16 protein-coding genes are annotated in these 14,170 nt (G+C 67.5%); 4 read left to right on the plus strand and 12 right to left on the minus strand.

Annotated elements, in window-relative coordinates; genetic code table 11:
* Positions 1 to 19: 19 nt before the first annotated feature.
* The 8 genes from ACSFA5_RS20895 to ACSFA5_RS20930 form a co-directional block, all read right to left on the minus strand.
* Positions 20 to 766 carry an ABC transporter ATP-binding protein gene (locus ACSFA5_RS20895; RefSeq protein WP_435445944.1) on the minus strand — a complete coding sequence of 249 codons (747 nt, stop codon included), beginning with the start codon at positions 764 to 766 and terminating at the stop codon, positions 20 to 22.
* Positions 759 to 1,526 carry an ABC transporter ATP-binding protein gene (locus ACSFA5_RS20900; protein WP_435445945.1) on the minus strand — a complete coding sequence of 256 codons (768 nt, stop codon included), beginning with the start codon at positions 1,524 to 1,526 and terminating at the stop codon, positions 759 to 761. The genes ACSFA5_RS20895 and ACSFA5_RS20900 overlap by 8 nt, the downstream gene beginning before the upstream one ends.
* Positions 1,523 to 2,485, minus strand: a complete 963-nt coding sequence (locus ACSFA5_RS20905; protein WP_435445946.1) for a branched-chain amino acid ABC transporter permease — start codon at positions 2,483 to 2,485, stop codon at positions 1,523 to 1,525. Before ACSFA5_RS20905 ends, ACSFA5_RS20900 begins: the two co-directional genes overlap by 4 nt.
* Positions 2,482 to 3,342, minus strand: a complete 861-nt coding sequence (locus ACSFA5_RS20910) for a branched-chain amino acid ABC transporter permease (RefSeq protein ID WP_435445947.1) — start codon at positions 3,340 to 3,342, stop codon at positions 2,482 to 2,484. The genes ACSFA5_RS20905 and ACSFA5_RS20910 overlap by 4 nt, the downstream gene beginning before the upstream one ends.
* A gap of 52 nt (positions 3,343 to 3,394) precedes the next feature.
* Positions 3,395 to 4,591 carry an ABC transporter substrate-binding protein gene (locus ACSFA5_RS20915; RefSeq protein ID WP_435445948.1) on the minus strand — a complete coding sequence of 399 codons (1,197 nt, stop codon included), beginning with the start codon at positions 4,589 to 4,591 and terminating at the stop codon, positions 3,395 to 3,397.
* A gap of 97 nt (positions 4,592 to 4,688) precedes the next feature.
* On the minus strand, positions 4,689 to 5,012 hold the full coding sequence (locus ACSFA5_RS20920; protein ID WP_435445949.1) for a 2Fe-2S iron-sulfur cluster-binding protein: 324 nt from the start codon (positions 5,010 to 5,012) through the stop codon (positions 4,689 to 4,691).
* Positions 5,013 to 5,020: 8 nt separating this feature from the next.
* A complete protein-coding gene (locus ACSFA5_RS20925) occupies positions 5,021 to 6,469 on the minus strand; it encodes a glutamine synthetase family protein (RefSeq protein WP_435445950.1) in 1,449 nt (482 codons plus the stop codon).
* Between the two features lie 9 nt (positions 6,470 to 6,478).
* Positions 6,479 to 7,813 carry an aromatic ring-hydroxylating dioxygenase subunit alpha gene (locus ACSFA5_RS20930; protein WP_435445951.1) on the minus strand — a complete coding sequence of 445 codons (1,335 nt, stop codon included), beginning with the start codon at positions 7,811 to 7,813 and terminating at the stop codon, positions 6,479 to 6,481.
* Positions 7,814 to 8,077: 264 nt separating this feature from the next.
* On the opposite strand from ACSFA5_RS20930, the gene ACSFA5_RS20935 reads away from it, so the two are divergent.
* On the plus strand, positions 8,078 to 8,812 hold the full coding sequence (locus ACSFA5_RS20935) for a GntR family transcriptional regulator (RefSeq protein WP_435445952.1): 735 nt from the start codon (positions 8,078 to 8,080) through the stop codon (positions 8,810 to 8,812).
* Positions 8,813 to 8,907: 95 nt separating this feature from the next.
* A complete protein-coding gene (locus ACSFA5_RS20940) occupies positions 8,908 to 9,525 on the plus strand; it encodes a TetR/AcrR family transcriptional regulator (protein WP_435445953.1) in 618 nt (205 codons plus the stop codon).
* Between the two features lie 15 nt (positions 9,526 to 9,540).
* Here the strand turns inward: ACSFA5_RS20940 and ACSFA5_RS20945 are convergent, their stop codons facing one another.
* Together ACSFA5_RS20945 and ACSFA5_RS20950 are read right to left on the minus strand one after the other, a co-directional pair.
* On the minus strand, positions 9,541 to 11,040 hold the full coding sequence (locus ACSFA5_RS20945; protein ID WP_435445954.1) for an amidase: 1,500 nt from the start codon (positions 11,038 to 11,040) through the stop codon (positions 9,541 to 9,543).
* A gap of 106 nt (positions 11,041 to 11,146) precedes the next feature.
* Positions 11,147 to 11,953, minus strand: coding sequence for a metallophosphoesterase (locus ACSFA5_RS20950; protein WP_435445955.1), 807 nt, complete (start codon positions 11,951 to 11,953; stop codon positions 11,147 to 11,149).
* 126 nt (positions 11,954 to 12,079) lie between these two features.
* On the opposite strand from ACSFA5_RS20950, the gene ACSFA5_RS20955 reads away from it, so the two are divergent.
* Positions 12,080 to 12,253 (plus strand): hypothetical protein, encoded by a 174-nt coding sequence (locus tag ACSFA5_RS20955; RefSeq protein ID WP_435439980.1) that lies wholly within the window; start codon positions 12,080 to 12,082, stop codon positions 12,251 to 12,253.
* Between the two features lie 12 nt (positions 12,254 to 12,265).
* Here ACSFA5_RS20955 and ACSFA5_RS20960 read toward each other — a convergent pair whose 3' ends face one another.
* Positions 12,266 to 13,246: a LysR family transcriptional regulator gene (locus tag ACSFA5_RS20960; protein WP_435445956.1), complete on the minus strand. Its 981-nt coding sequence runs from the start codon at positions 13,244 to 13,246 to the stop codon at positions 12,266 to 12,268.
* A gap of 123 nt (positions 13,247 to 13,369) precedes the next feature.
* On the opposite strand from ACSFA5_RS20960, the gene ACSFA5_RS20965 reads away from it, so the two are divergent.
* Positions 13,370 to 13,912: a hypothetical protein gene (locus ACSFA5_RS20965; protein ID WP_435445957.1), complete on the plus strand. Its 543-nt coding sequence runs from the start codon at positions 13,370 to 13,372 to the stop codon at positions 13,910 to 13,912.
* Here ACSFA5_RS20965 and ACSFA5_RS20970 read toward each other — a convergent pair.
* Positions 13,909 to 14,170, minus strand: a 262-nt coding sequence (locus ACSFA5_RS20970) for a hypothetical protein (protein WP_435445958.1), incomplete at its 5' end; no start/stop codon positions are given. The two genes, ACSFA5_RS20965 and ACSFA5_RS20970, sit on opposite strands and share 4 nt — an antisense overlap.

The following is a 14,170-nucleotide window of genomic DNA, read 5'->3' on the forward strand; positions in this document are numbered from 1 at the left end:
GACGCTTCAAGCCGTCAGGTCAGCCCGCCACGTCCTCGGCAATGCCCACGCCGAGCAGCCCTTCGAGCAGGCCCTTGTCCGCCGCCAGCGCCGCGCTCGGCCCGGCATGCACCACGGTGCCGCGCTCCAGCACGATGGCCTGGTGCGTCATCTCCAGCGCCAGCACCGGGTGCTGTTCCACCACGATCGACGCCAGCCCCTCCGACTCGCACAGCCGCCGGATCGCCGCGGCCAGCTCCTCCACGATGATCGGCGCCAGGCCTTCCATCGGCTCGTCGAGCAGCAGCAGCCGGGGGTTGGTCATGAGCGCGCGGCCGATGGCCAGCATCTGCTGCTCGCCGCCCGAGAGCTGGTTGCCGTAGTTGCCGCGCCGCTCGCGCAGGCGCGGGAAGAAGTCGTACACGCGCTTCAGGTTCCACGCGCCGAAGCGCGCGATGACGGTCAGGTTTTCTTCCACCGTGAGCGAGGGGAACACCTCGCGCTCCTGCGGCACCCAGCCCAGCCCCGCGCGCACGCGCTGGTGCGAAGGCCAGCGCGTGATGTCCGCGCCTTGCCAGCGAATGGCGCCCTGCATCACGCGGGTGTTGCCCATCAGCGTTTCGAGCAGCGTGGTCTTGCCCACGCCGTTGCGCCCGAGGATGGCGAGGCTTTCGCCCTGCTGCAATGAAAAGTCGAGGCGGTCGAGCACCACGGCGTTGCCGTAGCCGGCGGTGACGCGCTCGAACGCAAGTGCGGTCGTGGATGCGGGGGCGAGTGCTTCAGGCATGGTGATGAGAACTTCCCAGGTAGACCTCGCGCACACGCGGGTCGGTGCCGATCTCGGCCGGCGTGCCTTCGGTGAGGATGCGTCCGCCCACCAGCACCGAGATGCGGCGCGAGAAGCGGAAGACGAGCTTCATGTCGTGCTCGATGAACAGCACGCTGATGTCGTCCGGCAGGGCCGCGATGGCTTCGAACAGTTCGCCGCTCTCGTCTTGCGGCACGCCGGCCGCCGGTTCGTCGAGCAGCAGGATGCGGGGCCTGGCCGCGAGCGCCAGCGCAATCTCGAGCAGGCGCTGCTTGCCGTAGGGCAGTTCGGACACGGGCACATCGGCCAGGCTGTCGAGCTTGAGCGTGCCGAGCAGCGCGTGCGCCTCGTCGAACACCGCGGTGCACCCCGTGAGCGGGCGCCACCAAGTGGCGCCCAGCCCTTCGCGCTCGCTGATCGCCAGCACCACCGACAGCAGCGGCGTGAGGCTGGGGAACAGCGTGTTGATCTGGAAGGTGCGCGCCAGGCCCATGCGGGCGCGCTTGTCGCAGGGCAGGCGCGTGATGTCGCGCCCGCCCATGTGGATCGAGCCGCTGGTGGGCTTGAACACGCCGGTGAGCAGGTTGATGAGCGTGGTCTTGCCCGCGCCGTTGGGGCCGATGAGCGCTTGCCGCGCGCCGGGTTCGAGCGAGAGGTTCACCTCGCTCACGGCCTGGAAAGCGCCGAAGCGGATGCCCAGGTTGTGCGTGCGCAGGGTGTGGGTGGTCGAGCTGCTCATCGCGCCTTCCCCGTGCGAACGAAGCGCGACAGCGCCCCCATGAGGCCGCCGCGCCCCAGCATGACGGCCGCGATCAGGAAGATGCCGAGCCAGAACATCCAGTACTGCGGGTTCATGTCGGCGAACATGTCGTGCACCAGCATGTAGACGATGGCGCCGATCATGCCGCCGTACAGGCGCCCGGTGCCGCCGAGCACGAGGATGATGAGCACCTCGGCCGAGCGGTTGAAGCCGATCGACTCGATGCCGACGAACTGCGTGGTCTGCGCCAGCAGCGCGCCCGCCACGCCGGCCACGGCGGCCGAGAAGGCGTAGGCCATGCGCAGCCGGGCTTCGACCGGCGAGCCGATGGCCAGCATGCGCTTGCGGCTGTCGTGGATGCCGCGCAGCGCCAGGCCGAAGGGCGAGCGCAGCACCAGCCGCACGAGCAGGAACATGGCGAGCACCACGCCGAAGGCATAGCAGAAGGCCGTCTTGCCGTAGAGGTCGAAGTCGAAGAAGCCGAGCACCGGCGCAATGACCACGCCCTGCAGCCCGTCGGTGCCGCCGGTGATGCCCGAGAGCCGGTTGACCACCTCGTACAGCAGCACGCACACGCCGATGGTGATCATGAGCCGCGTGAGGTCGGCGCCGCGCACCACGAGGTAGCTCAGCGCATAGCCCAGCAGGCCGCTGACGACCAGCGCGAACACGAGGCCGGTGAAGGGCTCGCTCCAGCCGTACTTGGCGAGCAGGCCGGCGGCGTACGCACCCGCACCGAAGAACGCCGCGTGGCCGACGGTGAGGATGCCCGCGTAGCCCAGCGCCATGTCGAGCGACACGGCGAACAGGCCGAAGATCATGACCTGGCTCATCAGCGTGAGCTTGTCGGGCAGCAGGAAGAAGCTCGACGCGAGCGCGAGCCAGAAGGCGACCTCGGCGATGCGCAGCTGCGCGGGGGAAATGCTCAGGGCTTTCACGCGATTCCCTTCTTCGCCACGATGCCGTTGGGCCGCACCAGCAGCATGACGATCATGACCACGTAGATGAGAAAGGCCCCCGCTTCGGGCCAGTAGTACTTGCCCGCCACGTCGACGATGCCGACCAGCAGCGCCGCGATGAACGGCCCGGTGACGGTGCCCGCACCGCCCACGCACACCACCATCAGAAAGTAGACGAGGTACTTGAGCGGGAACGAAGGCTCCAGCCCCAGCATGCCCAGGCTCAGTGCACCGCCCAGCCCCGCCAGGCCGCAGCCCAGCGAGAAGGTCAGGAAGAACAGGCGCTGCACATGAATGCCCGTGCCGCCCGCCACGCGCTGGTTGTCCACGGCCGCGCGCACCATCGCGCCGTAGCGCGTCTTGCCCAGGCCCAGCAGCAGCGCGGCCAGCACCACCACGCCGCAGACGATCAGGAACAGGCGGTAGCGGCCCACTTCGAGGCCGAACAGCGACACCTGTCCGCTGAGCGCCGCCGGCAGCGTGAAGGGCTGCATCGTCGGGCCGAAGAAGTAGGTGAACGCGGCAATCGACACGAACACCACGCCGATCGACAGCAGCACCTGGTCCAGGGGGTGCGCACGGTACAGGCGCCGGTAGAACACCAGCTCCAGCACCGCGCCCACCAGGGCCGCAGCCACGAAGGCTGCAGCGAGCGACAGGCCGAAGCCCACGCCGAAGTGGTTCATCAGCACGCTTGCGGCGTAGCCGCCCACCATCGCGAAACTGCCGTGCGCGAGGTTGACGAAATTCATGAGCCCCATCGTGATGGACAGGCCCACGCCGATGAGGAACAGGAGCATGCCGTAGGCGACTCCGTCGAAGATCACGATGCCCATGAATTTGCTGCTTGCTGCTGGATGCGTAGTGGCTGGCGTCTTGCGTTGCGCCTTACTTGGCGGCGGCTTCCTTGGCCGGGTCCTTCACGCGGTCGAACTTGTCGAACTCCACGTTCACCAGCTGGCCGTTCACGCGCTCGGTCTTGCGGATGTACACGGTCTGCACGATGTCGCGCGTGGCGGGGTCGATCTCGATGGGGCCGCGCGGGCTCTCGAAGCTCAGGCCCTTGAGCGCCTCCATGAACTTGTCGCCGCCGGTGTCGCCCTTGGTCTTGGCCAGTGCCAGGTCGATGGCGGCCATGGCGTCGTAGGCGGTCACGGCGAAGTAGCTGGGGCGCAGCTTGGCGCCGTTGTCGGCGGCGAAATCTTTCACGAACTTCTGGTTCTTGGGCGAAGGGTGCGCGAACGAGTAGTGGTGGCTGGTGACCAGGCCCAGCGCCACGTCGCCGGTGGCGTCGAGGTAGCTGTCGTCGGTGGCTTCGCCCGTGGCGTACAGCTTGATGCCGGCCTGCTCCATGCCGCGTTCCTTCCACACCTTCAGGAAGGCCGGCGGCATCACGCCCGAGGGAAAGAAGAAGAACACGGCCTGGGGCTTGGCGTCCTTGATGCGCTGCACGTAGGCCGAGAAGTCGGGGTTGTTCATGGGCGTGCGCACCTCGCCCGACACCTTGCCGCCGCCGGCGGTGAAGGTCTTCTTGAAGGCGGTCTCGGCGTCGACGCCCGAGGCGTAGTCGGCCACCACGGTGTACGCGTCTTTCACGCCTTCCTTGAGCATGTAGCGCGCCATCGGGTCGGTGACCTGCTGCACGGTGAACGACAGGCGCGCCACGTAGGGCGAGCTGGTGGTGATGGCCGACGAAGCGGCGTTCATCACGATGGTCGGGATCTTCGCCTGCGTGGCGACGGCGGCCACGGCGTAGGCGTTGGGGCTGAAGTCCAGGCCGGTGAGGATGCTCACCTTGTCGCGCACGACGAGCTCCTGAGCGATGCGCTTGGCGGCGTCGGGCGCGGGGCCGGCGGTGTCTTTCTTGATGACCTCCACGGTGCGCCCGCCCACCTTGCCGCCGTGCTCCTTCAGGTAGAGCGCGACGCCGGCGTCGAATTGGCGGCCGTAGTCGGCATAGGGGCCGGAGTAGGTGGCGATGAGGCCGATGCGCAGCGGCTCGTCGGCGGCGTGCGCCGTGGCGCCCAGCAGGCCGAAACCGGCCAGCAGAAGGGTCGAGAGGATGGTTCTCTTGGTCATCGTCATTTGGAAAACGCCTTTCAGTTGGAGTGGATGCGCCCGCTCGGGCGCCGCTGTCATGTAACCGGATGCGCGAAGCGGGCGATGATGCCCGAGCTCCGCTTCAGATCTGCGTGGCGGGCACGCGCACCGTGAGGCCATCGAAGGCGGCCGTGACGGTGAGCTGGCAGCTCAGGCGCGAGCCCGGCCTGCGTTCGGAGGCGACCGCGTCGAGCAGCGCGCTTTCCATGTCGTCGGGCGGCGGCAGCAGGTCGAGGAAGGCGTCCTCCACGTAGACGTGGCAGGTGGCGCAGGAGCAGCAGCCGCCGCACTCGGCGTCGATGCCGCGCACGTTGCCGCGGATGGCGGTTTCCATCACGCTGGCGCCGAGCTTGGCGTCCACGTCGCGCGTGGTGCCGTCCTTGAGGATGTAGTGGATCGTGGGCATCGGAAGGTCTAGAAGATGTCGAAGTACTCGCGGTGTTCCCACTCGCTGACTTCGAGGTGGAAGCGGGCGATTTCCGCTTCCTTGATGTGGCACAGGTAGTCGACGAAGGTCTTGCCCATCTGCGCGTTGAGCATTTCGTCCTTGCGCAAACAGGCGAGCGCGTCGCTCAACGAGCGCGGGAGTTGCTCCGCGGGCGTTTCGTAGGGCGCGTCGGCCGAAGGGCCGGGGTCGGTGCGGTTCTTCATGCCGTCCAGGCCCGAGAACAGCTGCGACGCCAGGTACAGGTACGGGTTGGCCGTCGGCTCGCCCACGCGGTTCTCGATGCGCGAGGCGTTCTGCCCCACGCCGCCGAGCACGCGCAGCATGGCGCCGCGGTTGTCCTTGGCCCAGATCGCGCGGTCGGGCGCGAGCGAGAAGGGGCGGTAGCGCCGGTAGCCGTTGATGGTCGGGCTGGCGAGCGCCGCGGCGCCGCAGGCGTGCGCCTTCAGCCCGCCCAGGTAGTGCATGCCGATCTCGCTGAGCGTCTGGCCTTCGGCCTCGGGCATGAACGCGTTCACGCCGTCGCTCTTGCGCCGCAGCGACTGGTGCAGGTGCCAGCCGCTGGACATCACGTTCGGGATCTTCGGGCGGCACATGAAGGTGGCGTGCAGCCCGGCGCGCTGGCAGATCTGCTTGATGGCGCTGCGCAGCAGCACCATCGTGTCGGCCGGCGTCACGCCCGCGGTGGGGCCGAAGGTCAGCTCGAACTGGCTCGGGCCGAACTCGATTTCCAGCGAGCGCAGCGGCAGGCCGAGCGCGATGAGCTGCGAGCGCAGCAGCTCCATGAGCGCGTCGACGCGGTCGTAGCGCAGCTCGGTCAGGTATTGATGGCCGTGCGACAGCAGCGACACGCGCGGCGGCTCGCCGGGCTGGCCCGAGTCGGCCAGGTTCATGCGCGCGTCTTCCAGCTTGAAGACGTGGAACTCCACTTCGAGGCCGGCGATGAAGTCCAGCCCGAGGTCGTCGAGCTGGCGCACCGCGCGCTGCAGGATCTGGCGCGTCGCGAAGGGGCAGGGCTTGCCGTCGGCCATGTAGGCGTCGCACAGCACCCAGCCGGTGCGCGGCGACCACGGCAGCACCTTGAAGGTGGCGGGGTCGGCCACGACGGTGAAGTCGGCGCCGCCCTGCAGGCCCTCGATGGCGAAGCCGCCGTTGGCGCTGAACACCGGGAACACGGTCTTGTGCGAGGTGTCCTTGGCCAGCAGGGTGGAGGTGAGGTTCACGCCCTCCCACAGGGCCGAGCGGGCCTCGGTGGCCACCAGCGTCTTGCCGCGCAAAATGCCGTGCTGGTCGGGCCAGGCGAAGCGCACGAGGTCGACCTCGGCGTTGTCGATGCGGCGCACCAGTTCTCGGGCCTGCGCGTGCTGGTCGTCGGACCAGAGGCCGAAGCGGTCGACGAATGTGTTGCTGTTGCTCATGGCGTGCGCTCAGCCGGCGAGCCGTGCTGCGGCCCAGTCGGACTTCAGGCGGCGCGCGCGGTCGGCGTCCTGCCAGTAGGCCTCGGTGGCGGCCTCGTCGGCCACGTTGCGCCCGATGCCGTCGATGGACGGCGGCCCGGTCATCGTGCGGGCTTGCACCGCGTCGATGAGCATCGGCGCGGTCTCGCCGGCCGCTGTGGCCTCGATGGCCTTCACCAGCATGCGGCGGTAGGCCACGATGCCCTTGTCGGTGCTGCCCAGGTGCTCGCGCGTGCGGTCCTGGATGGCGCCCTGTGACTCGACAGCCCACTGGTCGTGCACGTTGATGTCGTCGCCCATGCCGGTGTAGGTTTCGGTCAGCTGCTCTTCGATGCTGAAGCCGTAGTTGTTGCGCTTGTTCTTGCGCGAGGTGTAGTCGGGCAGCTCGTACAGCTTCAGGCGCTGGTCGCGCATCTGCTGCTTGTCGACCGGGCCGGTGAAGCTGGTGAACACGGCGTACCAGTAGCAGTGCGTGTCGTCCACCGGCACGTGCCATTGCGAGATGGTCATCTCCGCGCTCATCGGGATCACGAAGGCCTGCGGGAACACCACGTTGGTCACGCGCACGTGGGTGGTGTCTTCGCTCAGCTTGCGCAATGCCTTCAGGCGAAAGCCGTAGTCGGTGGGCTCCACGCTGATGTCGGGGCGGTCGTACTCGCGCAACACCTTGGTGATGGGCATGTCGGAGTCGGCGGAGGCGCCGCGAAACTGCTTGCCGTAGCTCTCGGAGGTGTCTTCGTCCTCGAAGAAGCGGTGCAGGTACGAGGCGTGCGCGGGGTCGATGCCCACTTCGAGCGCCTGCAGCCAGTTGCATTCGAACAGGCCCTTGAACGCGAAGGTGTGGCTGTCGGGCGCGACGAAGCAGTCGAAATCGGGGAAGGCGGGGGGCTCGCCCTCGCCGATGTACGCGAAGACCACGCCGGCCTTCTCGACCACCGGATAGGCCGACTGCTTGATGCGGCTGCACAGCTTGCTGGTGGCGGGCTCGGCCGGGGTTTCGAGGCAGTTGCCCTTGGCGTCGAACAGCCAGCCGTGGAAGGCGCAGCGGATGCCGCCGTTTTCCAGCCGGCCGAAGGCGAGGTCGGCGCCGCGGTGCGGGCAGTCGCGGTCGAGCATGCCGAGCTGGCCGCTCTCGTCGCGGAACAGGACGAAATCCTGCCCCATGAGCTTCACCGGCTTGACCGGGCGTGGGCCCGCCAGTTCGTCGGCCAGGGCCACCGGCTGCCAGTAGCGGCGCAGCAGCTGGCCTGCGGGCGCGCCGGGTCCGACGCGGGTGATGAATTCGTTCTGCTCTGCGCTGATCATCGTGCGGGCTCCATCGTGGGTGCTGTCAAAAGAGGCTTGAATCGCCATTGCATGCAACTGTATGCATTGTCTTGGTGATCCTCGGCTCCGGTCAAACTCGCAGTGCTCTTTTTGCCGTGAATCGGGGCATTGGCCGCCGAGAATCAGGGTAAATACGCAGACTACCGTTTGTTTTTGACACTTGTTCGTTAACAATGCATGCAACAACCGCGCCAGGGTAAATCTGCTGCGTGCAATAGCGGCAGCGTCTCCTAGAATTCGCCGATGGACTCCCAACAATCCCGCGTGCTCGTGCAACTGCGCGACCTGATCCTGAAGGGCGCCTTCGTGCCCGGAGAGCGGCTGGCCGAGATCCCGCTCGCCGAGAAGCTCGAGGCCTCGCGCACCCCCGTGCGCCTGGCGCTGGCCAGCCTCGAGCACGAAGGCCTGATCGAGCAGTCGCCCAGCGGCGGCTACCAGATGCGCCGCTTCACCTCGCAGGAGGTGGCCGACGCCATTCGCGTGCGCGGCGTGATCGAGGGCTTCGCGGCACGCCTGCTGGCCGAGGACGGTGCATCGCGCCAGCTGCTGCGCGACCTGAGGGAGTGCCTGGACGACGGCGACCGCGCCGTGAACAAGCCGAGCATGGAAATCGACGACTACGCGGCGTACGTCGAAATGAACGACCGCTTCCACAAGCTGATTCTCGAAGGCTGCGGCAACCTGGCCTTGAAGCGCGTGATGGACATGCTGGGCGGCCAGCCCTTCGCCGCGCCCAGCGCGATGCTGCCGATGCAGTCGTCGATGGAAGAAGGCCAGCAATGGATGCGCCAGGCGCACCGCACGCACCACGCGATGGTGCAGGCCATCGAGCGCGGGCAGGGCTCGCGGGCGCAGGCGCTGGGCGAGGAGCACGTCGAAATTGCGCGCATGAACCTCGACTACGCGCTGGAACGGCCCGAACTGGCGGCTGAGCTGATGCCGGGCATTCGGCTGGTGTCCAAGGGCCGCAGCAGCTGAACGCCACGCCGGAACTGGTCAGTCTGTAAAAGACCGGTTGGTATTTCGGCATCCAGTCCGTCTGATTGGCGACGCTCGAGACTAGAATTTCGCGCATGAGTGCCACCGCCCCCGCCAAGACCTCGTTCAAGGAACAGATGCTGCAGGCCCGCGAGGAGGCCATCGTCCAGACCGCCAACCGCCTGCTCGCCGAAAAGGGGTTCGAGTCGATGACGGTCGACGAGGTGGCCGCCACGGTCGGCATTGCCAAGGCCAGCCTCTACAAGCACTTTCCCAGCAAGGAAGACCTGGCCGCCGCTGCAATGGTGCGCATCATGCAGCGCACGCTCGACTTCGCGGCCGCCGTGCCGGCCGAGGACACCCCCGTCGCCAAGCTGCGCGCCGTGGTGCGCTGGTCGATGGAGGTGCAGCTGGCCGGCGAGATGCCCTCGCTGCCGCACCAGAACTCGACGCTGCGCGCCGCGCTGATGAACAACCGCGGCTACCTCGACCGGCTGGTGACGCTCAGCGACAAGCTCGGCGGCTGGATCCAGGCGGCGCAGGCGGACGGCGCGCTCGACCCTAAGCTGCCAGCGATTGCCGTGCTGTACACCTTGTATGCGCGCGCCTGCGATCCGGTGCTCGGCTTCCTGAAGGCGGGCGGCCTGCAGACCGATGCGCAGATCGTCGACCTGGTGCTCGCAACCTGCTTCGACGGCATCGCGGCGCGCTGAAACGCCGGACCGGCGTCAGTTGCTCAGAAGCGCCCTGCGGGGCGTCACCACGGCTTCCACCGCCGCCCCCACGGCCAGCAGCCGGTGGTCGGTGTTGCCGATGCCGGCCACCATCAGGCCGACGGGCGCGGTGCCCGCGTCGTGGCAGGGCACCGAGAGCGCGCAGCCGTCGAACAGGTTCACCACCGACGGGTTGCGCAACATCCGGGCGTTGACGCGGTAATAGGTGTCGTCGTCCTTCAGCACCTCGGCGATCGGCGGTGCGATGTCGGGCGTGGTGGGCATCAGCATCGCGTCGTAGCCGGCGGCGGCGGTGTTGATCGAACGGACGAACTGGCGGCGCAGCGCCTGCAACTGCAGGTAGTCGGATGCGGCGATGGTCTCGCCGGTCTGGATGCGGGCCAGCACGCGCGGGTCGTACTTGGCGGCGCCGGTCTTGATGAAGTCGCGGTGCCAGGCAAAGGCCTCGGCGGCGGTGATCATGCCGCGCGGGTTGATGGCCGGGGTCTTGGCGAACTCGGTCATCGGCAACTCGGTGACGGTGGCGCCTGCCACGGAGAGCTTGGCGAGTGCCGACGCGAAAGCCGCGGCCACCGGCGGCGACAGCTCGTCCTGGAAGAAGGTCTTGGGCACTGCGAAGCGCAGGCCCCGCAGCGGCAGCACGCGCAGCGGGCGCGACAGCTCGGCGGCCAGCACCGCGTCGAGCAGGGCGCAGTCTTCCACCGTCCAGCCCATCGGCCCGGCCGAATCGAAGGAGGTCGACAGCGGCAGCACGCCGTCCAGCGGAATGCGCCGCTGCGTCGGCTTGAAGCCCACCAGCCCGTTGAGCGCCGCGGGAATGCGCAGCGACCCGCCCGTGTCGGTGCCGATAGCGCCGGCCGCCATGCCGTCGGCCACCGAGATGGCGCCGCCCGAGGTGGATCCGCCGGGAATGCGGCCGGTGGCGCGGTCGTAGACGTTCTTCGGCGTGCCGTAGTGCGGGTTGATGCCCAGGCCGGTGTAGGCGAACTCGACCGTGTTGGTGCGCCCGATGACGATCGCGCCGGCGCGCCGCAGACGTTCGACCACGAGGGCGTCGCGCACGGCCGGCGGCTGGCCGGCCAGCACGGTCGACCCGCCCAGCGTGGTGACGCCGGCTTCGTCGAACAGGTCTTTCAGCGAGATCGGGATGCCGGAGATGGGCGAAGCGGCAGCACGCCCGGCCTTGCGTTCGGCGTCGAGCCGCGCCGCCGTGGCGCGGGCCGAATCGGTGTGCACGCGAATGAAGCTGCGCGCGCCTTCGCCCGCAGGATTCTGGATGGCGGCCAGCGCCTCTTCGACCAACTGGCTGCTGCTGAGCGCCCCTGTGGCGAGACGGCGCGACAGTTCGGCCATCGACAACTGGCCCATGGCCTTGCCGGCAGCGTCGGGGCGCTGGGCGAAAGCAAGGGACCAGGCGCCCGGCAGACCGAGGGTTGCGGCGGCACCCACCGCCTGTTTCAGAAGGGTGCGTCGTCGTTGTTGTTGCTGCGTCATGGCGCTCTCCTCCATCGGTGAGATGGGCTCGAGCCAGTCTACACAGCGGGCACGGCGCGCACGTTGCAGGCCGTTACGGTGTTACCGATGCCGCGGCGGCGTGCGCTCAGCGCACCTCGATCAGCAACCGGGGCTGGAAGCCTTCCTGTTCGCCGTTGCGCGCATAGCCCAGCGGGTTGGCGACCACGCGGCAGCCGTTCTTTACGTAGTCGGACGGGCAGTGCAGATGCCCGTGCAGCCACAGCTTCGCATGGGGCAGCAGGTCGTCGAGCCCGTTGCAGAAACCGGCGGTGCCGGGCGTCAGGCCGTAGCGCGGGTCGCCGCTGTCGAGGCTGGGCGCGAAGTGCGTGATGGCCACCGTGGCGCCGTCGAACGGCTCGGCCAGCGCCTGCGCGAGCCAGGCCTGGCAGGCCAATGCCTGCTCCCGCAGCTGCGCGGAAAGGAAGAGCTCGCCGTGACGCATGGTGGCTGCTTTTTCCAGGTAGAAGTCGGCCGCGCGCATGGCCTTGCCGCGCTTCTTCAGCGCCTCGGCGAGGCTGTCGGTGGGCACGGCGAGCGCGTCGAAGTCGGCCCAGAGCGTGGTGCCGATGAAGCGGATGCCGTCGATCACACGGGTTTCGCGTTCCAGCCAGAGAATGCCGAGCTCTTCGCAGAGCGCGCGCAGCTTGTCGTGGGTTTCGTCGAAGTCGACGTTGTCGTACTCGTGGTTGCCAGGCACGTAGATCACCGGCGTGGGCCAGCCGTTGCGCGGGGAAAAACGGCCCAGGCCGAAGTCTGTGTCGGTCAGGCGGGAGCCTTCCTGGTACGAGCCGATGTCGCCCGCCAGGATCAGCATGTCGGCACCCGGCACGGGCTCGGCATGGAAGCGGGGGTGGGACTCCAGGTGCAGGTCGGAGAGCAGTTGCAGCTTCATCGTCGGGGCAGTCTAGGTGAATTGCCCCATGCATGAAGCGCATAAGGTCGCGCTTGTTTTGTTAGGGATAACCCTTAATCTTGGTACATCAACCACTCAGAGCACGGCCACAAGCCGCGCAACACCATGTTCAGCCTCATCGCCCAAGTGGCACGTTTCTTTCGTTCCTCCACCGTCAATGCCCCCGCAAGCCATGCGTCGGCCTTGATGGAAAGCGCCGACATGCGTGCCGGCCGCGGCGCCCACGACGCGCAGGAACTGCGCGCTGCCGCCAGCGCCTGGCTCAGCGTCGTTCGCTGATCCGTGCCACGGTCAGTCGGGCACCTTCTGCCCGAGGACCGATCCGGCGAAAGCCGAGGCTGCCGAGCGCAATAGCGCCGTGCGCAGCCATTCGTGCGCATGCCCGTGCTGGGCGCGCCGGTGCCAGATGGCATCCACATGCACCGGCGGCTGGTCGAAGGGCAGGTCGCGCAGCACCAGTTGGTCGTCGATGCCGGTCACGGTCACGAAGTGACGCGGCAGCACGGTCAGCAGGTCTGAATTGGCGACCACCCGGCCCGCCGTGAAGAACTGGTTCACCGTCACCACGATGCGCCGCTCGCGCCCCAGGGCGCCCAGCGTCTGGTCGATGAAGCCGTACGGTCTCCCCGAAAAACTCACCAGCAGGTGCCGCGCCGCGCAGTAGTCGTCGAGCGTGAGGGGCGACTTTGCCAGCGGGTGGTCCCGCCGCATCACGCACACATATTGACCCAGGTAAAGCCGCTGGGTCTCGAACGCCACGCCCACGCCCGACTGCCCGCGCGCCGCGAGGCTGGCGATCACCGCGGGGAAATAGCCGACGGCCATGTCGACCTCTTCCTGCTCCAGCATGCGGCGCGGGTCGCGCGTGGTCAGCGGCAGCACGCGCATGGAGATGGCGGGCGCTTCCTTTTCAGCGATCTGCACCAGCCCCGGAATGAGTTCGGCCGCGGTGGCGTCGGCCATGGCCAGCAGGAAGGTGGTGTCGGCGGTGGCGGCATCGAACTCGCCGGGCGCCAGCGTGTGCTGCAGCTGGCGCAGGGCGTCCCGTACGGTCGGCCACAGGGCCAGCGCGCGCGGCGTGGGCTCCACGCCGGCGCCTGAGCGTCGCACGAGCTCGTCTCCCAGCACGTCGCGCAGACGCCGCAACGCATTGCTCACGGCAGGCTGGGTGATCGACAGGTTGCGCGCGGCGCGCGTGAGGTTGCGCTCCGCCATCACCTCGTCGAAGACGCGGAGCAGGTTGAGGTCGAGCGTACGAAAGTTGACGTCCATCAGTCCTGTGAATGATAAACATCAGAAAGATAAAGTGGAAACGTACTAGGGTAAGCCCTAATATCACTGCATCGGCTTTGTTCGCCACCACTGATTTTCACTGTCCCTTAGGAGGGATGCATCATGACCAGCTTCGTCCACGTTGACCAACCTACTGTCCATCCCGGCGTGCGTCGCGCCGAAGTCCTGTTCGGCCAGATCCAGGCGGCCCGCGCCGGCGGCAACGGCGCCCGCCCCCTCATCGCCTTGCTGATCGTAGCCATCGCCGCGGCGGTACTGGTCGTGACCGACTCGCTCGTGTCGAACTGGAACGAAGGCAGCGTGCTCGCCGTGTGGGCGGTGTTCTGCCTTGCGGCCATCGGCTTGTTCGCTCTGTTTGCCGGCTCGGTCCGCCAAAGCAGCGTTGCTGGTGCCTGGCGCGCCGCGGCTCAGCGCCGTGCTGCTGCTCGCGCTGATGCTCGTTTCCTGGAAACGGCCAAGAACGATCCGCGCGTGATGCAGGAACTGCAGGCCGCCATGTGGCGTCAGCAATCGCAAGGCACCGTGCCGGCGGCCGAAGCCGCCAAGATCGATGCCGTTGCCCGTATGAACGTGCGTTCGCAGGAAGCACGCATGCCTACGCTGTACGAAGCGATGCGTCGCATGAACAACTCGCGCTATTACTAAGCAGCGAGTTGCAGGATGCAAAGCCGCCCTTGGGCGGCTTTTTTAATGTGTGCGCCCGTCGGGTAAGTGACTGCTTGATGAAAAAGTCTTCGCTCAGTTGCTGGAAGTGCTGAAAACTGTGCATAATCGAGGGCTCGACTAACAGTCACTGCAAGGTGGTTGAAGCGGTGGGTTCTTCGGAGCTGATTGCGAGTTGGTTGGGTGGAAAAAAGCTTCTTTGAAGTTGACGCTGATTGAAAAGTCGGTGCATAATCGAAG

This window comes from Variovorax monticola (assembly GCF_051216855.1).
Classification (GTDB): domain Bacteria; phylum Pseudomonadota; class Gammaproteobacteria; order Burkholderiales; family Burkholderiaceae_C; genus Variovorax.